Origin of the sequence: Bradyrhizobium sp. BLXBL-01 (genome assembly GCF_051853025.1) — a bacterium.
Classification (GTDB): Bacteria; Pseudomonadota; Alphaproteobacteria; order Rhizobiales; family Xanthobacteraceae; genus Bradyrhizobium.
The window spans coordinates 2,673,616-2,695,904 of the sequence record NZ_CP182471.1 but is presented as its reverse complement, the minus strand read 5'-3'; the positions used below and the strand labels follow the sequence as shown (position 1 = coordinate 2,695,904).

21 protein-coding genes and 1 pseudogene are annotated in these 22,289 nt (G+C 65.6%); 12 read left to right on the top strand and 10 right to left on the bottom strand.

Features of this window, described 5'->3' with window-relative positions:
- The first annotated feature begins 178 nt into the window (after positions 1-178).
- From ACNJYA_RS12140 to ACNJYA_RS12125, 4 genes are all read left to right on the top strand, one after another.
- Positions 179-1,750, top strand: a complete 1,572-nt coding sequence (locus ACNJYA_RS12140) for an ABC transporter ATP-binding protein (RefSeq protein ID WP_439402969.1) — start codon at positions 179-181, stop codon at positions 1,748-1,750.
- On the top strand, positions 1,734-2,825 hold the full coding sequence (locus tag ACNJYA_RS12135; RefSeq protein ID WP_212255319.1) for an ABC transporter permease: 1,092 nt from the start codon (positions 1,734-1,736) through the stop codon (positions 2,823-2,825). The genes ACNJYA_RS12140 and ACNJYA_RS12135 overlap by 17 nt, the downstream gene beginning before the upstream one ends.
- Positions 2,812-3,729, top strand: a complete 918-nt coding sequence (locus ACNJYA_RS12130) for an ABC transporter permease (RefSeq protein WP_439402968.1) — start codon at positions 2,812-2,814, stop codon at positions 3,727-3,729. Before ACNJYA_RS12135 ends, ACNJYA_RS12130 begins: the two co-directional genes overlap by 14 nt.
- A 76-nt stretch (positions 3,730-3,805) precedes the next feature.
- Positions 3,806-4,882, top strand: a complete 1,077-nt coding sequence (locus ACNJYA_RS12125) for a BMP family ABC transporter substrate-binding protein (RefSeq protein WP_172785522.1) — start codon at positions 3,806-3,808, stop codon at positions 4,880-4,882.
- 109 nt (positions 4,883-4,991) lie between these two features.
- On the opposite strand, the gene ACNJYA_RS12120 is transcribed toward ACNJYA_RS12125, so the two are convergent.
- Positions 4,992-6,341 carry an 8-oxoguanine deaminase gene (locus ACNJYA_RS12120; RefSeq protein ID WP_439402967.1) on the bottom strand — a complete coding sequence of 450 codons (1,350 nt, stop codon included), beginning with the start codon at positions 6,339-6,341 and terminating at the stop codon, positions 4,992-4,994.
- A 147-nt stretch (positions 6,342-6,488) separates the two neighbouring features.
- Between ACNJYA_RS12120 and ACNJYA_RS12115 the strand changes: the two genes are divergently transcribed.
- On the top strand, positions 6,489-7,316 hold the full coding sequence (locus ACNJYA_RS12115; RefSeq protein ID WP_439402966.1) for an FAD binding domain-containing protein: 828 nt from the start codon (positions 6,489-6,491) through the stop codon (positions 7,314-7,316).
- Positions 7,313-10,054 carry a molybdopterin-dependent oxidoreductase gene (locus ACNJYA_RS12110; protein WP_439402965.1) on the top strand — a complete coding sequence of 914 codons (2,742 nt, stop codon included), beginning with the start codon at positions 7,313-7,315 and terminating at the stop codon, positions 10,052-10,054. Before ACNJYA_RS12115 ends, ACNJYA_RS12110 begins: the two co-directional genes overlap by 4 nt.
- 182 nt (positions 10,055-10,236) lie before the next feature.
- On the opposite strand, the gene uraD is transcribed toward ACNJYA_RS12110, so the two are convergent.
- The 5 genes from uraD to ACNJYA_RS12085 form a co-directional block, all read right to left on the bottom strand.
- Positions 10,237-11,124, bottom strand: coding sequence for a 2-oxo-4-hydroxy-4-carboxy-5-ureidoimidazoline decarboxylase (gene uraD, locus ACNJYA_RS12105; protein ID WP_439403435.1), 888 nt, complete (start codon positions 11,122-11,124; stop codon positions 10,237-10,239).
- 4 nt (positions 11,125-11,128) lie between these two features.
- Complete coding sequence (gene puuE, locus ACNJYA_RS12100; protein ID WP_260380135.1) at positions 11,129-12,064, bottom strand: allantoinase PuuE; 936 nt, start codon at positions 12,062-12,064, stop codon at positions 11,129-11,131.
- Positions 12,065-12,478, bottom strand: a complete 414-nt coding sequence (locus ACNJYA_RS12095; protein ID WP_036045261.1) for a DUF3830 family protein — start codon at positions 12,476-12,478, stop codon at positions 12,065-12,067.
- 89 nt (positions 12,479-12,567) lie between these two features.
- Entirely contained in the window at positions 12,568-12,843 is a 276-nt protein-coding gene (locus ACNJYA_RS12090) for a hypothetical protein (protein WP_439366482.1), read from the bottom strand.
- A gap of 1,227 nt (positions 12,844-14,070) precedes the next feature.
- Entirely contained in the window at positions 14,071-14,484 is a 414-nt protein-coding gene (locus ACNJYA_RS12085; protein ID WP_439402964.1) for a hypothetical protein, read from the bottom strand.
- A 289-nt stretch (positions 14,485-14,773) separates the two neighbouring features.
- On the opposite strand from ACNJYA_RS12085, the gene ACNJYA_RS12080 reads away from it, so the two are divergent.
- Positions 14,774-15,025: a DUF2798 domain-containing protein gene (locus ACNJYA_RS12080; protein ID WP_172785529.1), complete on the top strand. Its 252-nt coding sequence runs from the start codon at positions 14,774-14,776 to the stop codon at positions 15,023-15,025.
- Between the two features lie 6 nt (positions 15,026-15,031).
- Here ACNJYA_RS12080 and ACNJYA_RS12075 read toward each other — a convergent pair whose 3' ends face one another.
- From ACNJYA_RS12075 to ACNJYA_RS12065, 3 genes and pseudogenes are all read right to left on the bottom strand, one after another.
- Positions 15,032-16,819: a chloride channel protein gene (locus ACNJYA_RS12075; RefSeq protein ID WP_172785530.1), complete on the bottom strand. Its 1,788-nt coding sequence runs from the start codon at positions 16,817-16,819 to the stop codon at positions 15,032-15,034.
- Positions 16,820-16,834: 15 nt separating this feature from the next.
- The gene (locus ACNJYA_RS12070) at positions 16,835-17,488 is read right to left on the bottom strand and encodes an L-fuculose-phosphate aldolase (protein WP_260380139.1); all 654 of its coding nucleotides are present in this window, start codon (positions 17,486-17,488) and stop codon (positions 16,835-16,837) included.
- A 107-nt stretch (positions 17,489-17,595) separates the two neighbouring features.
- Positions 17,596-17,682: pseudogene (locus tag ACNJYA_RS12065) on the bottom strand (MarC family protein); the annotation flags it as partial.
- Positions 17,683-17,813: 131 nt separating this feature from the next.
- Here ACNJYA_RS12065 and ACNJYA_RS12060 point away from each other — a divergent pair.
- The 5 genes from ACNJYA_RS12060 to ACNJYA_RS12040 all read left to right on the top strand — a co-directional run bounded on the left by ACNJYA_RS12060 (position 17,814) and on the right by ACNJYA_RS12040 (position 21,752).
- Positions 17,814-17,999: a hypothetical protein gene (locus tag ACNJYA_RS12060; protein WP_246570760.1), complete on the top strand. Its 186-nt coding sequence runs from the start codon at positions 17,814-17,816 to the stop codon at positions 17,997-17,999.
- A gap of 98 nt (positions 18,000-18,097) precedes the next feature.
- Positions 18,098-18,664 (top strand): YciE/YciF ferroxidase family protein, encoded by a 567-nt coding sequence (locus ACNJYA_RS12055; protein WP_172785533.1) that lies wholly within the window; start codon positions 18,098-18,100, stop codon positions 18,662-18,664.
- A 156-nt stretch (positions 18,665-18,820) separates the two neighbouring features.
- Positions 18,821-19,204, top strand: a complete 384-nt coding sequence (locus ACNJYA_RS12050; protein ID WP_024342525.1) for an Hsp20/alpha crystallin family protein — start codon at positions 18,821-18,823, stop codon at positions 19,202-19,204.
- 8 nt (positions 19,205-19,212) lie between these two features.
- On the top strand, positions 19,213-21,591 hold the full coding sequence (gene lon / locus ACNJYA_RS12045) for an endopeptidase La (RefSeq protein ID WP_439366481.1): 2,379 nt from the start codon (positions 19,213-19,215) through the stop codon (positions 21,589-21,591).
- 5 nt (positions 21,592-21,596) lie between these two features.
- Positions 21,597-21,752: a hypothetical protein gene (locus ACNJYA_RS12040; protein ID WP_172785535.1), complete on the top strand. Its 156-nt coding sequence runs from the start codon at positions 21,597-21,599 to the stop codon at positions 21,750-21,752.
- A gap of 70 nt (positions 21,753-21,822) precedes the next feature.
- On the opposite strand, the gene ACNJYA_RS12035 is transcribed toward ACNJYA_RS12040, so the two are convergent.
- Positions 21,823-22,125 (bottom strand): HU family DNA-binding protein, encoded by a 303-nt coding sequence (locus ACNJYA_RS12035; protein WP_018320691.1) that lies wholly within the window; start codon positions 22,123-22,125, stop codon positions 21,823-21,825.
- Positions 22,126-22,289 lie beyond the last annotated feature (164 nt).

Sequence of the window (22,289 nt, the reverse complement as noted above, 5' to 3'; positions counted from 1 at the left end):
CGATCGCCCCCACCGTCCAGGTGCCGTTTGCGGGAATTGATCGCCCGGAGTCGACGACGAGCGCTGGCCCGAGGGCCTGCCGAAGCGTTGAGCAAGGGATGATGCTTTTTCACATCTTACACCGCGGTCCAAACTGGCCCAGTATTGAGGCACTTCACCCATGCAAGCGCATCAGCGAATGTTAGATCGGACGCCCAACGGCCAGCATTCCGGCAAATCCCCGCTCCTGAGGACCATCGGCCTCACCAAGCGTTACGGGGATTTCCTTGCCAACGATTGCATCGATATCGACATCTGGCCGAGGGAAATCCACGCCCTGCTGGGCGAGAACGGCGCCGGCAAGTCCACGCTGGTCAAGGCGATCTACGGACTGATCCAGCCCAGCGCCGGCGAGATTCACTGGCAGGGCGAGCGAATCGTGCTGTCCGGTCCGTCCGAAGCGCGCAGCCGCGGCATCGGTATGGTGTTCCAGCACTTCTCGCTGTTCGACAATCTCACGGTGGCCGAGAACGTCGCGCTCGGCCTCGACGGCAAGGAATCCTTCAAGGACATGTCGGCCCGGCTGGAACAGGTGTCCAAGACTTACGGTCTGCCGCTCGATCCCAGGCGCGAGGTGTGGCAACTCTCCGTCGGCGAGCGTCAGCGCATCGAGATCGTCCGCGCCTTGATGCAGGATCCGAAATTCCTGATCCTAGACGAGCCCACCGCGGTGCTGACGCCGCAGGAAGCCGACCAGCTCTTCATCGTGTTGGAGCGCCTCAAGGCCGAAGGCCGCGCCATCCTCTATATTAGCCACAAGCTGGAGGAGGTGAAACGGCTCTGCGACACCGCCACGATCCTGCGCGGCGGCAGGAAGGTCGAGACCTGCAATCCTCGGCTCGAAACCGCCGCCTCACTTGCGCGGATGATGGTCGGCGGCGAGGTCAAGGAAGTGAAGGCCGCATCCGGCCGCAAGACCACCGTGCCGCGGCTCGTCGTCAACGATCTCTCGCTCGCCCCCGCCGAGGCGCATGGCGTGCGGCTCGAGCACATCTCATTCGAGCTAAAGGGCGGCGAGATCCTCGGCATCGCCGGCGTCGCCGGCAACGGCCAGGACGAATTGTTCGCGGCGCTGTCCGGCGAGCGCCTCTCGAAGGACCCCGGAACGGTGGTGATCGAAGGCATCGCCGCCGGTCATCTTTCGATCACCCAACGGCGAAAGCTGGGCGCAGCTTTCGTTCCCGAGGAGCGGCTCGGCCACGGCACGGCTCCGCGGATGAGACTGTCGGAGAATGCGCTGCTCACCGGCCATGCCGCCAGCGGCATGGTCCATCGCGGCTTCATCGATACGGCGGCCACGCTGAGAACGGTCGACCGCGCGACCGAAACCTTCGACGTCCGCAAGGCCAAGCGCGATCCCGAGGCCGCGAGCCTGTCCGGCGGCAATCTGCAGAAGTTCATCGTGGGACGCGAGATCCTGCGCAACCCCGCGGTGCTGGTGGTGAGCCAGCCGACCTGGGGCGTCGACGCCGGCGCTGCCGCCGTCATCCGTCAGGCACTGCTTGATCTCGCCACCGCAGGCGCCGCGGTGCTCGTGACCAGCCAGGATCTCGACGAGCTCGCCGAGATCGCCGACCGCATCGCCGTGATGTTCCACGGCAAGCTGTCGGCTCCGCTCTCGGCAGGCGAAGCAAGCCGCGAGAAGCTGGGCCTTCTGATGGGCGGCAGCAGCCTGGAGGCGAAGGAGGTCGCGCATGCAGCTGGTGCTTGAGAAGCGTGCCGAGCGCTCCAATACGATCGCGCTGGTGTCCCCCCTGATTGCGATTGGCCTTACGATCGTCACCATGGTCATCCTGTTCGCGATCCTCGGCAAGAATCCGCTGCTTGCCCTGCACGCTTATTTCATTGCGCCCCTGACCGACGGCTATTCGCTCCAGGAGATCGCGGTGAAGGCAACGCCCCTGGTGATGATCGCGATCGGCCTGTCGCTGTGCTATCTCGCCAACGCCTGGAACATCGGCGCCGAAGGGCAATTCCTGATCGGCGCAGTCGCGGGAAGCTGGATCGCGGTGAAGACGCAAGGCACTGACGCCGGCGCCTGGGTGCTGCCGGCCATGCTCGTCCTCGCCGCCGCCGCGGGCGCGCTCTATGCGCTGATCCCTGCGATCTGCAGGGTGAAGTTCGGCGCCAGCGAAATCCTGACCAGCCTGATGCTGGTCTATGTCGCCGACCTTTTCCTCGACTATCTCGTGCGCGGTCCCTGGCGCGATCCGCACGGCTTCAATTTCCCGACCACGGCCGAGTTCGATCCGGTGGCGACGGTGCCGTTGCTGATCGAGGGCGGCCGGCTCCATGTCGGCTCGATCATCGCCCTGCTCGTCGTCGCCGCAGCCGCGATCCTGCTCGGGCGCACCATCAAAGGTTTCGAGATCCGCGTGGTCGGCGCCGCGCCGCGTGCAGCGCGGTTCGGCGGCTTCAACGCCAACCAGCTGATCATCCTGACCTTCGCCGTCTCCGGGGCGCTGGCCGGGCTTGCCGGCATCATCGAGGTGGCGGGGCCGGTCGGGCATCTCCAGCCCGGCATCTCGCCCGGCTACGGCTTTACCGCGATCATCGTCGCCTTCCTCGGCCGGTTGAACCCGCTTGGAATATTAATTGCAGGCCTCTTCCTCGCGTTGACCTTTATCGGCGGCGAGCAGGCGCAGATCGCGATGAAGATTCCGCTGGACGTCACCAAGGTCTTTCAGGGCATTCTGCTGTTCTACGTGCTCGCCTGCGACTCCCTCATTCTCTACCGCTTCAAGCTGGTGTTCCCGAACCGACAGGTGGCCCGTGGTGCTGGTTGAGGCCATCATCCTGGCGGTGCTCGCCGCGTCGACGCCGCTGTTGATTGCGGCGACGGGCGAGCTCGTGGTCGAGCGTTCCGGCGTGCTCAATCTCGGCGTCGAGGGCATGATGATCGTCGGCGCGGCCTGTGGCTTTGCCGGCGCGTGGCTGACCGGATCAACCTTTATCGGCGCGCTGTTCGGCATCGTTGCGGGCACGCTGATGTCGCTCGTGTTCGCGCTGATGGCGCTCGGGCTCGCCGTCAACCAGGTCGCAACCGGCCTCGCGCTGACGATCCTCGGCGTCGGGCTCTCGGGCCTGATCGGCGCCGGCTTCGTCGGCGAGCGCATCACGCCGGCCGTGGACCTCCATATCCCTGTCCTGACCGATATTCCGCTGATCGGCCGCGTGCTGTTCGGCGAGGACGGCTTCGTCTATTTCTCGATCGCGCTGATCGTCGGCGTGTGGTGGTTCCTGTACCGCACCCGGGCGGGACTGATCTTGCGCGCCTGCGGCGACAATCACGTTTCCGCGCATGCGCTCGGCTATCCCGTACTGCGCATCCGCACCTTCGCGGTGATGTTCGGCGGCGCCTGCGCGGGTCTTGCGGGCGCCTATCTGCCGCTCGCCTATACGCCGTTCTTCATTCCAGGTATGACCGCGGGGCGCGGCTGGATCGCATTGGCGCTGGTGGTGTTCTCGTCCTGGCGGCCGGGCCGGCTCGTCGTCGGCGCCTATCTGTTCGGCGCGGTGACGATCCTGCAGCTGCACGCGCAAGGTTGGGGCGTCGGCATTCCCTCGCAATTCATGTCGGCGCTGCCTTACCTTGCGACCGTCATCGTGCTGGTCCTGCTCTCCCGCGCGCGCACGGGCGGCTCGACCGCACCGGCCGCGCTCGGCACGGTGTTCGTGCCCGACCGCTAGATTTCGTTTCCGCAGTGTGCGCGAAGGGGCGCGCATGCGGCGGATTGTGGCTTCCCCCGATGTTTGGAGATTGATGATGAGGAAATCACTTCTTGCACTGGCTGCCGGGCTCTTGCTCGCCGGGAGTGTCAGTGCGGCCTCCGCCGCCGACAAGCTGAAAGTCGGCTTCATTTATCTCGGTCCGATCGGAGACCTCGGCTGGACCTATCAGCACGACCTCGGTCGCCAGGCGCTGGTGAAGGAACTGGGCGACAAGATCGAGACCACCTATCTCGAGAACGTGCCCGAAGGCCCGGACTCCGAGCGAGCGATCGAGCAGCTCGTCCGCGCCGGCAACAAGCTGATCTTCACCACCTCGTTCGGCTACATGGATCCGACGCTGAAGGTCGCCAAGAAATACCCGAACGTGCATTTCGAGCACGCCACCGGCTACAAGCGCAACCCGAACATGTCGACCTATTCGGCGAAATGGTATCAGGGCCGCTACATTCAAGGCCTGATCGCGGCCAAGATGTCGAAGTCGGGCGTGCTCGGCTATATCGGCTCGTTCCCGATTCCGGAGGTCGTCTCCGGCATCAATGCGACGATCCTGGCGGCGCAGACCATCAATCCGAATATCAAGGTCAAGATCATCTGGGCCAACACCTGGTTCGACCCGGGCAAGGAGGCCGACGCCGCCAAGGCGCTGATCGACCAGGGCGCCGACGTAATCATGCAGCACACGGATTCGCCCGCGGCCATGCAGATCGCCAGCGAGCGCGGCAAGCTGGCCTTCGGGCAGGATTCCGAGATGATCAAGTTCGGGCCCAAGACCCAGCTGACCTCGATCCTCGACACCTGGGGCCCCTATTACATCGAGCGCGTCAAGGCCGAGCTCGCCGGCACCTGGAAGTCCGAGGACACTTGGGGCGGCCTCGACAGCCACATGTTCGCGATGGCGCCCTACACCAACATGCCTGACGATGTGAAAAAAATGGCTGAGGATGCCCAGGCCGCGATCACCGCTGGCAAGCTGCATCCGTTCAAATGCCCGATCGTTGGGCAGGACGGCAAGCCGGTCGAGTGCAAGGGCGGCGATCACCTGGATGACGGCCAGATCCTCGGCATGAATTTTTACGTGAAGGGCATCGACGACAAGCTGCCGGGCAAGTAGCACGCTTCTTGCATTGGCTAAATCACCTGCTCCTCCCGGAGGAGGTTCGGAGGGGGTGGCCAGAAGCACCCGGCACTTGTGGCTGCCCCCTCTTTTTATTTCGCCCCGACTATCGCGCCTGCATAGCCTGCGCCGCGGAACTGTGGCGACGGATGAGATCGGCGACATCGAGGCCCGGGATCGCACCGTCGATCACCGCCCATTTTCCAGCCACCATCACCCGGTCGGCGCGATGCGCCCCGCACAGCACGAGCGCGGCCAGGGGATCACCGTGGCCGGAGAAGCGCAGCTCGTCGAGCCTGAACAGCGCAAGATCGGCGGCCTTGCCGACGGCGATGTCGCCGAGTTCCGGCCGGCCGACACACGCCGCCGAGCCCTTGGTGGCCCAGCGCAGCGCATCCTTGTGGCTGACCTTCGTGACGCCATAGCGCGCCCGTTGCAGCAGGAACGCGGCCCGGACCTCCTGCATCAGGTTCGATCCGTCGTTCGAGGCCGAGCCGTCGACACCAATGCCGATCCCGACGCCGGCTTCTTCCATGTCGCACACCGGGCAACAGCCGGACGCGAGCAGCTGGTTGCTGCACGCACAATGGCTGACGGTCGTGCCGGCCTTGCCGAGCCGTCTCATCTCGTCCGGATTGAAGAAGATCCCATGGGCGAGCCAGGTGCGCGCATTGAGCCAGCCGCATTGCTCGAGATAGTCGAGCGGACGGCAGCCATACATCTGCTGGCAGAATCTGTTCTCGTCTTCGGTCTCGGCGAGATGGGTGTGCAGGCGCACGTCGAGCTTGTCGGCGAGATCGGCCGTGGCGCGCATCAGCGACGTCGTCACCGAGAACGGCGAGCATGGCGCGAGCGCAATCTGCACCATCGCATCCGCGCCGCGCTGGTGATGCTTGGCGACCACGCGGGCGCTGTCGGCGAGAATGGTGTCCTCGTCCTGCACGACGCTGTCGGGCGGCAGGCCGCCGTCGCGCTGCGACAGGTTCATCGAGCCGCGCGTCAGCAGCACGCGCACGCCGAGGCGCTTCGCCACCGCCACCTCGATATCGACGGATTCCTCGAGCCCCGCCGGGAAGACGTAGTGGTGGTCCGTCGTGGTGGTGCAGCCGGAGAGCAAAAGCTCGGACATCGCCACGGTGACGCCGAGCTCGAGCGCTTCGGGCGTCAGCCTCGCCCACACCGGATAGAGCGCCTGGAGCCAGGGGAACAGCTCGCGGTCCATAGCGGCCGGCAGCGCCCGCGTCAGCGTCTGGTAGAAATGATGATGCGTGTTGATCAAGCCCGGCAGCACGACGTGCTCGGCCGCGTCGAACACTGCGACATCCGCACTTGCCGGCACACCGCCCGCCGGCACGAGCTCCACGATCCGGCCGTCCTTGACGACAATGCCGCGCTCGGCCCCGTCGGCGAGGATGGCCAGCGGATCCCTGATCCAGGTTGGACTTGCCTCACTCATGATCCTGGTTCTCCTCACACAAGCTGACAGCGGAGCCGCAAGGCGGAGGACGACTTGCGTCCTTGCTGCGACTTGCTGTTGCCACTTGGCTCCCGTCTTGCAACACTTCTCTCGGACCATTCACCCTTGGGACGCGTTGGCGCAGCCATGGACTTGAATACCATCACAGCCGTCGCCCATCCGCAAACGCGCGCGCAGCTGCCCGTTTGGACGGCAGGTGATGCTTGGCTCGCAGGCGGCACCTGGCTGTTCTCGGAGCCGCAAACGCATCTGACACGACTGATCGATCTCACCGATCTGAAATGGCCGGCGCTGACGATCACCGAGAGCCACCTCTCGATCGCGGCCACCTGCACCATCGCAGAGCTCGATGGACTCGCCTGCCCGTCCGATTGGCTCGCGGCGCCGCTGATCAACCAATGCTGCCGGGCCTTCCTTGCGTCGTTCAAGATCTGGAAGACCGCCACCGTCGGCGGCAATCTCTGCATGTCGCTGCCGGCGGGACCGATGATCTCGCTCGCCTCGGCGCTCGACGGCGTCTGCACCATCTGGACGGCCGGCGGCGGTGAACAGAGGCTTCCCGTCGCCGAATTCGTCACCGGCAACCAGCGCAATCGCCTGACGCCAGGCGACCTTCTCCGGCAGATCGACATCCCGCTTCCCGCACTGAAGCGCCGCACAGCATTCCGCCAGATCTCGCTGGCGCCGGTCGGTCGCTCGGCAGCGCTCTTGATCGGCAGCCTCGAAGCCGACGACACGCTGACGCTCACAATCACCGCGTCGACGGTGCGGCCGATCCAGCTGCGCTTCCGCAAAGCCCCGGACTCGAGCGCGCTGCGCGCCGCGCTCATGCAAGAGATTACAGATGATCTGTACCACACGGACATCCATGGCGCGCCACTCTGGCGCAAGCACATGACGCTGCGCCTTGCCGAGGAAATTCGCGGCGAGCTGCTGGGAGCGACACCCGCATGAGCCTTGAGGTCAACGGCAAGGCATTTTCTCAGGAGTCGCGCGCCGGCCAGTGCCTGCGCACGTTCCTGCGGGAGCTTGGCCATTTCGGCGTGAAGAAGGGCTGCGATGCCGGCGACTGCGGCGCATGCTCCGTGCTGCTCGACGGCGAGCCCGTGCACAGCTGCCTGATCCCGGCGTTCCGGACCGAGGGCCGCACCGTGACCACGATCGAAGGCCTTGGCGGCGATCACGGCACGCATCCGATGCAGCAGGCCTTCCTCGATGCGCAGGGCTTCCAATGCGGCTTCTGCACCGCCGGCATGATCCTGACCTGCGCCTCGTTGAACCAGGCGCAGCGCACCGACCTCGGCGCGGCGTTGAAGGGCAACATCTGCCGCTGCACCGGCTATCGCTCGATCGAGGACGCGATCCTCGGCAAGACCAATGTCGAGGCGAGCGTCGAGGCCGGCGCCGCCTTCGGCCGCAGCCTGCCGGCCCCCGCAGGCCCCGACGTGGTCCGCGGCACGGCACGCTACACCTTCGACACCGCAATCGACGGCCTGCTCCACATCAAGCTGCTGCGATCGCCGCACGCCCACGCCAGGATCGTCGCGATCGACAAGTCGGACGCTCTGAGCATCCCCGGCGTGCACGCCGTGCTGACGCATGAGGATGCGCCGTCCGTCCTGATGTCGACGGCGCGGCACGAGAAGGACTGGATGGACCCGGAGGATACCCGCGTCCTCGACGACGTCGTCCGTTTCATCGGCCAGAAGGTTGCCGCCGTCGTCGCGGAGACCGAAGCCGCCGCCGAGGCGGCGTGCCGCAGGCTGAAAGTCAGTTACGACATCCTGCCGGCGCTGATCGATCCCGAGCAGGCGATGGCACCGGGCGCGCCGGTCATTCATCCCGGCCGCACCAGCGCGAACCGCGTTGCCGATGCCGAGCGCAACCTGGTCGCGGAGACGCATGGCGAGTTCGGCGACGTCGCATCGGCGCTTGCGACATCTGCCGCTACCTATGAGGCCACTTTCCACAGTCACCGTGTGCAGCACGCTGCGCTCGAGACCCATGGCGGCCTCGCCTGGCTCGATGATTCCGGCGTGCTCAATGTCCGCACCTCGACGCAGGTCCCGTTCCTGACCCGGCGTGCGCTGTCGGACATCTTCCAGCTCCCCATGGACAAGGTCCGCGTGTTCTGCGAGCGCGTCGGCGGCGGGTTCGGCGGCAAGCAGGAGATGTTCGTCGAGGACATCCTGGCGCTCGCCGCGCTGAGGACGGAGCGGCCGGTCAAGCTGGAGCTGACACGCGAGGAGCAGTTCATCGCGACCTCGACGCGGCATCCGATGCGCATCCACGTCAAGGCCGGCGCCGATAGCGACGGCAAGCTCACCGCGCTCCAGCTCGACGTGCTCTCCAACACCGGCGCCTACGGCAATCATGCCGGTCCGGTGATGTTCCACGCGCTGGCCGAGTCCATCGCCGTCTACAATTGCCCGAACAAGCGGGTCGACGGCGTCGCCGTCTACACCAACACCGTGCCGGCAGGGGCGTTTCGGGGCTACGGCCTGCCGCAGGCGTTGATCGCGGTGGAAGCGGCGATCGACGAACTGGCGAGGCAACTTGGCATCAACCCTTACGAGATGCGGCGGCGCAATATCGTGAGGCCCGGCGATCCCATGCTGTCGCCGCCGCCGTCCGAATACCACGACGTGCTCTACGGCTCCTATGGGCTCGACCAGTGCCTCGACCTCGTCGAGCGCGCGATGCAGGCCGATGGCCCGCAGCCGGAGCTGTCGCCGGATTGGCTGATCGGCGATGGCATCGCGCTGACCATGATCGACACCGTGCCGCCGGCCGGCCACTTCGCCGATGCTGCGATCGCGCTCAACGACGACGGCGGCTTCGACCTCACCGTCGGCACGGCCGAGTTCGGCAACGGCACCAGCACCGTGCATCGCCAGATCGCGGCGACCACGCTGGCGACCACGGTCGAGAGGATCCATCTGCGCCAGTCCGACACCGCCCATGGCGGCCACGACACCGGCGCGTATGGCAGCGCCGGCACCTTCGTTGCGGGCAAGGCGACGCATGCGGCAGCCATGCAGCTTGCGAGCGAGTTGAAGGCGGCAGCCGCCGGCGCCTGGCTGTGCGATGTGGAGACTTGCGCGCTCGATGCGGACGCTGTCGTCAGCGGCGTCCGCCGCATGCCTTTTGCGGAGCTGGCGAAGCTCGCCCGCGAGCGCGGACGGCCGTTCGCAGGCAGCGGCACGTCCGGCGGCACGCCGCGATCGGTGGGGTTCAACGTGCAGGGCTTTCGCGTCGCGGTGAACAAGGGCACCGGCGAGCTCCGGATTCTCAGGAGCGTGCACGCCGCGGACGCGGGCGTGGTCGCCAATCCCATGCAGTGCCGCGGTCAGGTCGAAGGCGGCGTGGCGCAGGCGCTCGGCGCTGCGCTCTACGAGGAGATGGTGATCGACGCGAACGGTCGCGTCATCAATCCGAAATTCCGCGACTACCACCTGCCCTCATTCGCCGACGTGCCGCGCACGGAAGTGTTCTTCGCCGACACGTCCGACACGATCGGACCGCTCGGCGCGAAATCGATGAGCGAGAGCCCGTACAATCCGGTCGCCGCCGCGCTCGGCAACGCGATTGCGGATGCCACCGGCATTCGCTTTACTGCACCACCCTTCAAGCCGGACCGGCTGTTTCCGGGGCTGCTCGACAAGTTTGGGGGCTTCGACCGGACTCGATAGCAGCGACCATGGTGGCGCCATGCTCCCTCGCCCCGCTTGCGGGGAGAGGGTTGGGGTGAGGGGGAGTCTCGGCGAGGACGGTGACAGTTGGACTCGCGGAGAGTCCCCCTCACCCGGATTGCATCTTCGATGCAATCCGACCTCTCCCCGCAAGCGGGGCGAGGTGAAGAGAGCGCTCGCATTTAGCTGCCGCGATAGGTCGAGTAGCTCCAGGGCGTGACCAGCAGCGGCACGTGGTAATGGCTTTCCGGCTCGCTGATCGCAAAGCGCAGCGGGATCTCGTCGAGGAACGGCGGGTCGGACAGCGGCACGTTGCGCGCGGCATAATATTTGGCAACGCGGAATCTGAGCTCGTAGCGGCCGATCGGCAGCGGACGGCCGCCGATCAGCGGCCCGTCGGTGCGGCCGTCGGCATTGGTCACAGTGCGCGCGATGACGCGGTTCTCGCCAAGGCTCGCGAGCTCCACGAGCTCAATCGGAATGCCCGGCGCGGGCTTGCCGATCTGGTTGTCCAGCACATGGGTCGAGAGCCGGCCGTGCACCTTCAGCCTGTCATCGGCGACGACGAGCTGGTCGAGCCGCAGCGCGGAGATGCGGCCGATCTCCTCGATCGCACGTCTTGTCTCGGTCTTGGCGATGTTGAGCAGCCGGGCCTCGAAGTCGCGCAGCACGGAATCCTTGGTGTGACGGCGCACGCAGACGATATAGGGGAAGCCGAACTTGTCGCGATAGGCATTGTTGGCCCGCTCGAACGCGGAATATTCGGCATCCGACAGCCGGTCGAGGCCGGCGCTGTTCTGCTCGTCGGTCGATTCCGCGGTGAGGCCGGCGGCGCGCTGGGTCTTATTGGCGAGATCGGGATGCGCCCGGATCAATGCCAGCTGCACGTCGGGCTCGGCACTCTGGATTGCCGCCATCAGCGCGCCGTGCAGCTCATTGATGCCGGCGAACGGCCGCTTTGCCGCGAGCTGCTCGGCGATCCACGGCGAATATTCGACGACGTTGGCGAGCACCGCGACGAAGTCGGCCGTGCTTGCAGCGTTGAGATCGCCGAGCGAAATCTGCGACATCATCTCACCCGATCTCGAATGCGTCGGCGGCAAGGTGGGCGTGCTTGTCGTGCCAGTGCTGCGCGATCTGCAGCCGCGTCGGCACCCAGACGCGCTCGTGCTTGCCGATATAGTCGAGAAAGCGGATAAGGCCCGCTGCGCGGCCGGGCCGGCCGGCGAGGCGGCAATGCAGGCCGACCGACATCATCTTCGGCGCGGTCTCACCTTCCGCGTAGAGCACGTCGAAGGCGTCCTTCAGATAGGTGAAGAACTGCTCGCCCTCGGCAAAGCCCTGCGGGTTGATGAACCGCATGTCGTTGGCATCCAGCGTATAGGGAATGATGAGCTGCTTGCCGCCCGTGCCCTTGACCCAATAGGGCAAATCGTCGGCGTAGGAGTCGCAGAGATAGAGGAAGCCGCCCTCCTCCATCAACAGACGGTTGGTGTTGATCGAGGAGCGCCCGGTGTACCAGCCGAGCGGACGCGAGCCCGTCGCCTCGGTATGGACGCGGATGGACTCGGCGATCTCGGCGCGTTCCTGCGCCTCGGTCATGTCCTTGTGCTCGATCCATTTCAGGCTGTGGCTGGCGATATCCCAGCCCGCCTCCTTCATCGCAGCGACAATCTCGGGATTGCGCTTCAGCGCGGTGGCGACACCGAACACCGTGGTCGGCCACTTCCGCTCGTTGAACATCCGCCACAGCCGCCAGAAGCCAGCGCGCGAGCCATATTCGAACATGGATTCGATGTTGGCGTGGCGCTGGCCGGGCCAGGGCTGCGCGCCTAGTACGTCGGACAGGAAGGCTTCCGAGGCGCGGTCGCCGTGCAGGATGTTGTTCTCGCCGCCCTCTTCGAAATTGACGACGAACTGCACCGCGACCCGCGCGTCACCAGGCCATTGCGGATGCGGCGGGTTGCGGCCGTAACCGCGGAGATCGCGCGGGTAGCGGGGCTCAGTCACTCAGACTTCCTCGAAGCGGATCGGCAGCGCGCCCTTCCACAGCACGCTCTTGCCCAGCGTCGCCAGATTCTCCAGGCCCGAGGTCAGCGTGATGAAATGGTTGCCGGCGAGCTGGCCCATCTTGCTCGCGAAATGCACGCCGCCATAGGCCAGCAGGATCTCGGTCTCGCTGATGCCGCCGGGATAGAGGATGATCTGGCCGGGCGCCGGATAGCTGGTGTGGTTCTCGTAGCCGACGCCGAAGTCGAGGTCGCCGAGCGGCATCCACACGCCCTCGCCGCTCCAGCGCACATGGATGATGTGGCTTTCGAACGGCAGCGCCTTGCGGAAAGCGGCGACGGTCTTGGGCGCCGCTTGCTCCTCGAAACGGGCATCGAAGGTGAAATCGCCGGCGCGGATAACGAGTTTGCTCATCTCATCTCTCTGGATCGGGGGCGATGCGCCCCGCGGGAACTTTCAGCAAAAAGCACTCCATCGGGCTTCGCGCAAGAGGCGAAGCCACATCACCTGCGGTCGTAGGACCAGCCGAATATGCCGCTCCGCCTGACCTCCGGCTCCGGCTCGGCCGCGGCCGGCGCCTCCTTCAGTTCCGCCTGCGGCGGCGGTGCGGGCGGCGCCGGCAGGTTCTCGCATTTCATGGAATAGACCAGCTTGCCGTCCGCGGTCCGCCCGATCGGTGCGCAGGGGTCGGGACGCGCCGCCGCGCTCTTCGGCGTGGGCTTGATCTGCGCCGCCGCCGGCGCGGCAACCAAGAGAAGGACCAGCAGATATTTCGACATCGTTGTCGCCTGGAAGCTCAATGTCCCATTGAACCGGATTGCGCAGGCTGAGTCCATATGTGAGGCGGCAATCGTGCTCACGAACGTGTCCCGGACAAGCTGCAACGCTTTGAGCGTGGCAGCGCAGAGCCGGGACCCAGAGCGATACAGCACGATGCCGCGACGTGGGCCCCGGCTCTGCGGCGCATCGTCGAAGGGACGCTGCCATAGCGCGTCGAAGACGCGCGTAAACGCGCTGATGGCGTCCGGGGCACGAAAGCGAAGTGTGGTGGCACACTCTCCTCCTCGTCATTGCGAGCGCACGAAGCAATCCAGAGTCTTTCCACGGAGGGATTCTGGATTGCTTCGCTGCGCTCGCAATGACGGAGTATGAGGCAACTGCATTGCTCTTTCGGCTCGCATCTTGCTTGCAGACACGCCTTCGCGTCCTCGCGGCTTATTCGCCCGAGCCTTGCTTGATTGCTCGACCCTCTCTAGCCAAGAGGGCGCAGGGAAGACCGGGTGCCGACTGGCACCCGCGGTCCGCTGCGCGAAAGGTAGCGCAAAGGAACCGCACAGCAGCATACAGGTGTAGCCAAACACTCGGCCTTCCCTGCGCGATGGTCGGACGGCTTATGCCGCGCTCTCCCGGGAGCCGAATTCCTTCTGGCCTCCCTCGCCCCGCGAATTGCATGATGCAGTCCGCCCGGTTGGGCTCGCTCGCACCTCCGCAGAAGCTTGACCGTAGCAACGACGGCCAGGACCACACGGTTTTGCCGTACGCACGGCCCGCCATTTCGCCGCAGTATTCCCGAGCCCTGTCGACAAAGCCTGGAAACTTACAGACGAGACGAAGCCTAGCAGCGCCGTCGTCCGCACGCGGTTACGGACTCACAGGGACTACCCGCCCTGCCCGCACCTCTCGTGCCGACGCTGCCGCGCCCACCGCAAGCCCGGCTCGCGACAATGACGACCACAAGATCGCCCCTCTTGGATGAGCCGGGATGGGCGAGACATACGATATTTCCGAATTTCGGTAAAGCGGAATGTTTTCGCGCGGGTGGGTTGACAGCCCGGCGACACACCCGGGTCCCGTGGCCCGGATGGAGCGCCAGCGCAATCCGGGACAATGCGAGATGCCGGGCGAGCGGACCCGGATTACGCTTTCGCTCCATCCGCGCTACGGAAGCGGGATTTAGCTTGGACACGCCGTGTCCGCCCGAAAGGACCTGTGCTGCCGCCGACCGCTCAGTATGGTGCGTAACGATAGCCCGGATCGTAGTAGTAAGGACCGCCGCCGTAATAGCCGGGACCGCCGTAGTAAGGACGCGGGCCATAGCCATAATAATAGCGGTTTTCATAGTATTCCTGGCGGCGGCTCTCGGCGATCGCGCCTCCGATCAGACCTGCGGCCATGCCCATGAAGGCGAGACCCGCGGCATTCGGCCCGCGTCGATAGTAACGCCGCCGGTGTGCGCTGAAATCGGTGACGTCGGAGGCAGCCTGACCGGCCACGGCGGCCTTAGCGGCCGACTTGGCGGCCGGTGTCCCGGCCGAAGCCGCTGCGGACGGGGATGCGGAAGCCGCAATCAGGGCGAGGCTCGCAAGCGCGACCACGATCGTGTTGCGGCCGGCAGCGGAAATCACGGGTCCAATACTCATTTTCGTATTCCCTCTCTTCTCGCCCAAAGAAACATAAGCAAACGATCTATAATCCGCAAACCACTGAAATGGTTTCATGATCGCGGCGATCTGCCACGCTTTGAACGATTGTAAACCGAACGATCAGATCCAGCTTGAACCCTCCAACCTGAGCGGATAATGAACGGCCGCGCCGTTTTTCGGTCGCCGTAAGCGTTTCACGTGAACCAACGCATCAACCGACGCCGTCGGGATCGATGCCATTTTCGGGTTCAACGTGGCTGACGCGTCCTTTTCCAAGAGAAACCAGATGATCGTGGTTCGCAAACTGCCGGCGCGCTATGCGCCGATCGTGATGCCATTCGTGCTGTCCATCCTCATGACGGCCGTGGTGTCGGTCATTTCGACGCTGCGGAGCCTGGGGGCAACGCCGGCGTTCCTGGCGACCTGGCCGGGCGCCTGGGGACTGTCCTGGCTCGTCGCCTTCCCGACGCTGCTCCTGGTGCTGCCGCTGGTCCGCCGGATCGTTGCCTGGCTCGTCGCAACCCCACCCGGCCGGTAGCCGCGCCTACGACAGCGCCCCCAGCACGCCCCTCGTCGCCTTGTCGATCTCCTCGACATAGCGGCGGCGGGCGAAGTTCTCGGTCAGGAAACCGACCACCTTGCGGCTGTCGGTGGAATCGACCACCGCCAGCATCTCCGCCTCGGCTTCGTCGAACACCGCCATCGCCGACTTCACGTTCATTTCCGGGATCAGCACGATGTCGATCAGGCGGGCGAGCTCGATCACCTGGATGTCGTCGGCGATGGTATCGAGGTCGCTGGAGAACAAATCGGGCAGCAGGACGAGGCCGATATATTCGTCCGCATTGTTGACGATGACGATTCCCGGCCGCGAGCCGAGCGCGAACTCGCGGCGCGCGGCGGCGATCGTCGTGGTCGAGGGCACTTTGCCGACGTCCGAGCGCATCAGGCGCTCGACCGTGAGGTTGCGCAGCCAGCCGACGTCGTTGGCGCTGCGGATGGTCTCGCCGCGCAGATGCAGGCGCCAGGTCGAGAAGGAATGGCCGAACATGAAGCGGACGCAGATCGAGGTGACGATGCAGCCCGCCAGCACCACGGCGGTGACGTCGACATTGCGGGTCATCTCGAGCACCAGGAACGACATCGTGAGCGGGCCGCCGACGATGGCGACGCCGAGCGTCGCCATGCCGGTCAGCATCGCCACCAGGGGGTCGATCACGAAATGCGGACTGATCAGCTCCAACAGCTCGGCGAAGAACTTTCCGATCAGGCTGCCGACGAACAGCGAGGCGAAGAACAGGCCGCCGCGAAACCCCGAGGCGAGCGAGATCAGGCAGGCCGTCACCTTCAAGGCGATGATCAGCGCGATCAGGCCGATGGTCATGTCGTGGAAGAGATCGAGCACCATGGCGCCATGGCCGGCCGCGAGAACCTGCGGCGTGATGATGGCGAACCCGCCGACGATCAGGCCGCCGATCACGGGACGCAGCCAGACCGGCATCCAGGCGAACAGCCGCTCGAACACCGGCGAGGAGCGCATCACGGCGATGCCGACGCCGCTGGTGATGAGGGCGAGCCCGATCAAGGCGAGATACTGCTCGACGCCGACGGCGCTGACCTTGGGTATCTCCAGCGAATAGGGCGCGCCGCCGAGCCATTGCGCGGTCAGGGCGCCCGCCAGCGAGGCCGCCAGGATCGGCGCTGCGCTGCCGACCGAATAGACGCCGACGATCAGCTCGCAGGCGTAGAAGGCGCCGGTGATCGGCGCGCCGAACGCCGCCGCGATCGCTGCCGCCGCCCCGCAACCGACCATCAGGCGCAGATCGTTGCGACGGAGATTGAAGAACTTGCCGAGCAGCGAGGCGATGCCGGAGCCGATCTGGGTATAGCCGGCCTCTAGGCCGACCGAGGCGCCGCAGCCGTTCGAGATCAGGGTCTGGCTCGACACAACCACGCTGTCGCGCATCGACAGATTGCCGCCGCGCAGCGCGTTGGCCTCGATCGGGTCGACGGCGTTAGAGATCTTCATGCGCCGTCGCGACCATTCCATGATGCCGAGCGCGAGCCCGCCGAGTGCAGGCGCGATCAATGCCGCCCACGGACTGACGCTCGCGTGGGCCGACAGGTGGACATCAACGGGAATGCCGTAAATCACGACATGCGCGATCTGGGCGATGTGGGCCATCAGCGTCACGACGGCACCCGCGAGCGTGCCGATCACGAGCGCGAGCGGGATCAAATAGAACTCGTTGCTGCGCAACAGCGCACGCAGCCGAACCATGGTGCGGTTCGTCTTCTTGCGATCGACGAGATGCCTGATCCGCACCAACATCGTCTGGCCCGCCTCCTACCCTTCCGACAGGCCGTAACCGGCCATGCGCTGGCGGACCCGTTCAATCTCCTCGCTCGGAAGCAGCGGCGGTTGTCCGATCTGCAGACAGCCGTGATATTGCCGCGCCAACGTCTCGACCTCGACCGCCAGCCACATCGCCTTGTCCAAGGTCTTGCCGATCGCGATCATGCCATGATGGTCGAGCAGGCAGGCCAGGCGGCCCTCCAGCGCCCGCACCGCATGCTCGGACAGCTCCGCCGTTCCGAACGTCGCGTAGGGCGCGCAGCGGATGCTGTCGCCGCCCGCCGCCGCGATCATGTAATGCACGGGCGGGATCTCCATGCCCATGATCGCCAGGATGGTGCAATAGGTCGGGTGGGCGTGCACGACGGCGTTGACGTCGGGCCGCGACTTCAGGATGTCGCGATGAAAGCGCCATTCGCTCGACGGCTTCTGGCCGGGCGCGTGCGAGCCGTCCATGGCCATGAAGACGATCTGGTCCGGACTCATGGCCTCATAGGGCACGCTGGTGGGCGTGACCAGGAGCCCGTCCGCATGCCGGACGCTGATATTGCCCGATGTGCCCTGGTTGATGCCGAGCGCGTTCATGCGCCGGCAGGCCTCGATAATGGCCTGTCTCTTGGCGAGCTCGTCCGCTGTCAGCGACATGTCGCTTTCCTGTCGAAGGGCTTGTTGGACCGGAAGTACGTCAAAGCAACGTGACAGTGCAAGCGAAAGCGTCCCGGATCCTGCCGCCAAGCCCTAGGGCAAACTGTCCGGACCGCCGCGACCCCGTTGATGACGAACTGCTCGGAATAGGCGGCGAGCCTCATGCCAAGGACGCGCGAGAGCACGGCATTTCCGCAACCGCTGCCGACCTGGTCTGACGCCGCGGGCCGCGGCCGCATGGAACGAGGCTTCGGCCGCCGACTTAGCTCAGCGTGACAGCAATGGACAATTGTGGAGACCCATCATGAGCGACAGTGGAGTTAGCATGCTCTTGGGCCACGCCTCGGCCCAGATGCTTTGGCTCTGGTTCATCGGCGCGTTCGTGCTCGGCGCGGTCCTCGTCTACGGGGTGATGAAGGCCGGCAACTTGCGCCGCAGCGAGCGCGCACGCCTTGATCGCGCAACGGAAGAGCGCCAGCGTCAGGAAGACCCTTTCAAACGCCCGACCTGAGCGCGGTTGCAGTTTGGAACTTTCGTTCTCCGACGGCTTTGATCGGCCGAGGATTGAGGAAGGCGAGGCCTTCCCGTGTCGCCTCATGAGGAGGACGTATGGCTAAACGAGCGAAGAAACGCACGACAAAGAAGACCGCGGCGCGCCGGCCGCGTCCGGCGCCGAAGATGCTCAGCGACCTGTTTCTGGAGACGCTGAAGGACATCTATTTCGCCGAGAACAAGATCATCAAGACCCTGCCCAAGATGGCCAAGGCCGCGAATTCCAAGGAGCTTGCGGCCGCCTTCAACAAGCATTTGCGCGAGACCCAGGGCCAGGTCAAACGGCTCGACCAGATCTTCAAGATGCTGGGCAAGCCGGCACGCGGCAAGCCCTGCGAAGCCATCAACGGCATTGCCGACGAGGGCGCCGAGATCATGAAGGAGTTCAAGGGCGCGCCAGCGCTCGATGCCGGACTGCTCGCGGCAGCGCAGTCGGTCGAGCACTACGAGATCTCCCGCTACGGCACGCTGCGCACCTGGGCCGAGGAGCTCGGCATGCAGGACGCAGCAAGGCTGCTCCAGGAGACGCTGGACGAGGAAGAAGCGACCGATCGGACGCTGACCGAGCTCGCCACCTCCGTGATCAACCTCGAAGCGGAAGAAGAGTACCGCGCAGCGGCCTGACCGCGCGCCCTGCCAATGAACGGAACGTCGCGGCCGCATGCCGCGGCGTTCGCTTGCCTTGATCGCACTGCGGCGCATGGCACGTGCGCGCCACCGCACTGGATTTCCTTGGAACCAGCCCCATATGCAGGCTTTCCCAGCCCCCGAGCCCGCATCATGCAACCCAAAAATCCCCTCGACTGGATGCTGTCCGAAGCCCTGGACTCGCTGACCCGCGCCGATCGGCTGCGCCAGCAGTTCGGCCGCCAGGAAGCCTGCTGGGAACCGCCGATCGACGTGCTCGAAACCGAGCGTGAGCTCCTGATCCTTGTCGCACTTCCCGGCGTCAATCCGGACAATGTCGAGACCGTCATCCATGACGGCGTTCTCGTCATCTCGGGTCAGCGCACGCTCCCGCCGGAGCTTCGCAACGCCCGCATCCATCGGCTCGAGCTGCCGCAGGGCCGCTTCGAGCGCCGCATCGCGCTTCCCCTCGGCCGCTACGCCATCAGCCGCTTCGTGATGGACGGCTGCGTCGCACTGCGCCTCGCGAAATCCTGAGGTCGATCATGGCCACCGAACAGATGAACAACGAACAGACCAATAACGACGTGAAGATCCCCGACGACGCGCTGATCATCGTCCCCGTGCGCGAGATGGTGCTGTTTCCCGGCGCCATCGCGCCGATCACGATCGGCCGGGCGAAGTCGATTGCCGCCGCGCAGCAGGCGCTGCGCGAGCAACGGCCGATCGGCATCGTCCTGCAGCGCAGCCCCGAGACCAATGCCCCCGGGCCGGACGACCTCTATAGGGTCGCAACCATTGCCAACATCGTGCGCTACATCACCGCGCCCGACGGCACCCATCACATCGTCTGCCAGGGCGTGCAGCGCGCGCGCATCCTCGACTTCCTGCCGGGGACGCCGTTCCCCGCCGCGCGCTTCCAGCAGATCCCCGAGCCGACCACGACCTCGCCCGAGATCGAGGCCCGCGCGCTGAACCTGCAGCGCCAGGCCATCGAGGCGATCGAGCTGCTGCCGCAGGCGCCGCCCGAGCTTGCCGCGATGTTCCAGGGCACCAGCGCGCCCGGCGCGCTGGCGGACCTGGCCACCTCGTTCATGGACATCAAGCCGCAGGACAAGCAGGAGGTGCTGGAGACCATCGACCTCGCGCTCCGCATCGACAAGGTGTCGAAGCACCTGGCCGAGCGGCTCGAGGTGCTGCGCATTTCCAACGAGATCGGCCAGCAGACCAAGGCCTCCTTCGACGAGCGGCAGCGCGAGGCGATCCTGCGCGAGCAGATGGCGACCATCCAGCGCCAGCTCGGCGAAGGCGACGGCAAGGCCGCCGAGGTCACCGAGCTGACGGCTGCGATCGCCAAGGCCAACATGCCGCCGGAGGCGGAGGCGCATGCCAAGAAGGAGCTGCGCCGCTACGAGCGCATGCCGGAGGCTGCCGGCGAAGCCGGCATGGTCCGCACTTACCTCGACTGGCTGATCGAGCTGCCCTGGGCGCTGCCCGCGGAGAAGCCGATCGACATCAAGCAGGCGCGAGCCATCCTGGATGCCGACCATTTCGGCCTGGAAAAGATCAAGAGCCGGATCATCGAATATCTGGCGGTGCGCAAGCTCGCCCCGCAGGGCAAGGCCCCGATCCTGTGCTTCGTCGGCCCGCCCGGCGTCGGCAAGACCTCGCTCGGCCAGTCCATCGCGCGCGCGATGGATCGCCCGTTCGTGCGCGTCAGCCTGGGCGGCGTGCATGACGAGGCCGAGATCCGCGGTCACCGCCGCACCTATATCGGTGCGCTGCCCGGCAACATCATCCAGGGCATCAAGAAGGCGGGTGCGCGCAATTGTGTCATGATGCTTGACGAGATCGACAAGATGGGCCGCGGCGTCCAGGGCGATCCTTCCGCCGCCATGCTGGAGGTGCTCGACCCCGAGCAGAACGGGACATTCCGGGACAACTATCTGGGCGTGCCCTTCGACCTGTCGCGCGTGGTGTTCATCGCGACCGCCAACATGCTGGACCAGATCCCGGGTCCGCTGCTGGACCGCATGGAGCTGATCAGCCTCGCCGGCTATACCGAGGACGAGAAGCTGGAGATCGCGCGGCGCTATCTGGTGCGGCGGCAGCTCGAGGCCAATGGCCTCTCGGCCGAGCAGGCCGAGATCGAGCCGGAGGCCTTGAAGCTGATCGTCAAGGGCTACACCCGTGAGGCCGGCGTGCGTAACCTCGAGCGCGAAATCGGCAAGGTGTTCCGCCATGCCGCGGTGCAGGTCGCCGAAGGCACGGCCACGAAGGTCGTGGTGACGGCAAACGACATCGCCACCGTGCTCGGCCAGCCGCGCTTCGAGGGCGAGATCGCACTGCGCACCAGCGTTCCGGGCGTTGCCACTGGCCTCGCCTGGACGCCGGTCGGCGGTGACATCCTGTTCATCGAGGCCACGCGCGTGCCCGGCAAGGGCGGGCTGATCCTGACCGGCCAGCTCGGCGACGTCATGCGCGAGAGCGTGCAGGCTGCGCTGACGCTGGTGAAGAGCCGGGCCTCCCAGCTCGGCATCGATCCGCAGGCGTTCGAGAAGAGCGACATCCACGTTCACGTCCCGGCGGGGGCAACCCCGAAGGACGGGCCGAGCGCGGGCGTTGCGATGTTCACGGCGCTGACGTCCCTGCTCACCAACCGGACGGTGAGGAGCGACACCGCGATGACGGGCGAGATCTCGCTGCGCGGCCTGGTGCTGCCGGTCGGCGGCATCAAGGAGAAGGTGGTGGCGGCGGCGGCTGCCGGCCTGAAGCGGGTGATGCTGCCGGCGCGCAACAAGCGGGATTACGACGACATCCCGAAGAGCGCGCGGGACAACCTCGAATTCATCTGGCTGGAGCGCGTCGACGAAGCCATCGCCGCGGCGCTCGAGCCGGCTGAAGCCAAAGAAGCGGCGGAGTGAAGGCGATGAAGAAACTGCTGGAAAGAGCGAAGCGATCGCGGAAGACGCAGCGGCTGCGCCAATTGCTCGATCGGGCGATCGACCGGATTCGCGATACGCTCGCAGGATCCGAGCCGCGGCTTCAGCCTGTTACGGTCCGGGTGAAGCGCCGCAAGGGTTGAGCCCTCCGTCTCAGGCCCTCGCGGCAGCCCCAGACAAAAGGCCCCCTCGTTCGAGGGGGCCTTTGCGTTGTTAGCCCACGGCGTCCTTGGCGGCCTTGACCGGGCGGGCGCGGACGATCTTCCGGGCCGGCTTGGCCTTGAACATCATCTCTTCACCCGTGAACGGGTTGGTGCCCTTGCGCGCCTTGGTCGCGGGCTTCTTGATGACCACGAACTTGGCGAAGCCCGGCACCAGGAACAGGCCGTTCTTCTTGAGCTCCTTGTGGCCGACGTCGGTCAACGTCTCCATGACGTTCTTGACGTCACGCTTGGAAAGCTCGGTGGCGGTCGCAATCTTTTCGATCAACTGCGATTTGGACATCTGGGTTGGCATCGTGTCTCCTCTGATTCGTTGCCGGTTGCATATTAGACCAACCGTTGAAGGCCTATAGCCTTCTGCACAGTTTTGTCGCGAAATTACGGGCTTTTCTGGCCTGCTGTGACAAAAAACCCTGCTTTTTAGCACCTTCCGGAGCGGAGGAAGCCTCGGGCAGCGGT

Excerpts from the sequence above, each read along its gene's own strand:
- ACNJYA_RS12140 (WP_439402969.1), top strand. The coding sequence starts at position 179 with ATGTTAGATCGGACGCCCAACGGCCAGCATTCCGGCAAATCCCCGCTC.
- ACNJYA_RS12135 (WP_212255319.1), top strand. The coding sequence starts at position 1,734 with ATGCAGCTGGTGCTTGAGAAGCGTGCCGAGCGCTCCAATACGATCGCG.
- ACNJYA_RS12125 (WP_172785522.1), top strand. The coding sequence starts at position 3,806 with ATGAGGAAATCACTTCTTGCACTGGCTGCCGGGCTCTTGCTCGCCGGG.
- ACNJYA_RS12120 (WP_439402967.1), bottom strand. The coding sequence starts at position 6,341 with ATGAGTGAGGCAAGTCCAACCTGGATCAGGGATCCGCTGGCCATCCTC.
- ACNJYA_RS12115 (WP_439402966.1), top strand. The coding sequence starts at position 6,489 with ATGGACTTGAATACCATCACAGCCGTCGCCCATCCGCAAACGCGCGCG.
- ACNJYA_RS12110 (WP_439402965.1), top strand. The coding sequence starts at position 7,313 with ATGAGCCTTGAGGTCAACGGCAAGGCATTTTCTCAGGAGTCGCGCGCC.
- uraD (WP_439403435.1), bottom strand. The coding sequence starts at position 11,124 with ATGTCGCAGATTTCGCTCGGCGATCTCAACGCTGCAAGCACGGCCGAC.
- ACNJYA_RS12095 (WP_036045261.1), bottom strand. The coding sequence starts at position 12,478 with ATGAGCAAACTCGTTATCCGCGCCGGCGATTTCACCTTCGATGCCCGT.
- ACNJYA_RS12090 (WP_439366482.1), bottom strand. The coding sequence starts at position 12,843 with ATGTCGAAATATCTGCTGGTCCTTCTCTTGGTTGCCGCGCCGGCGGCG.
- ACNJYA_RS12085 (WP_439402964.1), bottom strand. The coding sequence starts at position 14,484 with ATGAGTATTGGACCCGTGATTTCCGCTGCCGGCCGCAACACGATCGTG.
- ACNJYA_RS12080 (WP_172785529.1), top strand. The coding sequence starts at position 14,774 with ATGATCGTGGTTCGCAAACTGCCGGCGCGCTATGCGCCGATCGTGATG.
- ACNJYA_RS12075 (WP_172785530.1), bottom strand. The coding sequence starts at position 16,819 with ATGTTGGTGCGGATCAGGCATCTCGTCGATCGCAAGAAGACGAACCGC.
- ACNJYA_RS12070 (WP_260380139.1), bottom strand. The coding sequence starts at position 17,488 with ATGTCGCTGACAGCGGACGAGCTCGCCAAGAGACAGGCCATTATCGAG.
- ACNJYA_RS12060 (WP_246570760.1), top strand. The coding sequence starts at position 17,814 with ATGCTCTTGGGCCACGCCTCGGCCCAGATGCTTTGGCTCTGGTTCATC.
- ACNJYA_RS12055 (WP_172785533.1), top strand. The coding sequence starts at position 18,098 with ATGGCTAAACGAGCGAAGAAACGCACGACAAAGAAGACCGCGGCGCGC.
- ACNJYA_RS12050 (WP_024342525.1), top strand. The coding sequence starts at position 18,821 with ATGCAACCCAAAAATCCCCTCGACTGGATGCTGTCCGAAGCCCTGGAC.
- lon (WP_439366481.1), top strand. The coding sequence starts at position 19,213 with ATGGCCACCGAACAGATGAACAACGAACAGACCAATAACGACGTGAAG.
- ACNJYA_RS12040 (WP_172785535.1), top strand. The coding sequence starts at position 21,597 with ATGAAGAAACTGCTGGAAAGAGCGAAGCGATCGCGGAAGACGCAGCGG.
- ACNJYA_RS12035 (WP_018320691.1), bottom strand. The coding sequence starts at position 22,125 with ATGCCAACCCAGATGTCCAAATCGCAGTTGATCGAAAAGATTGCGACC.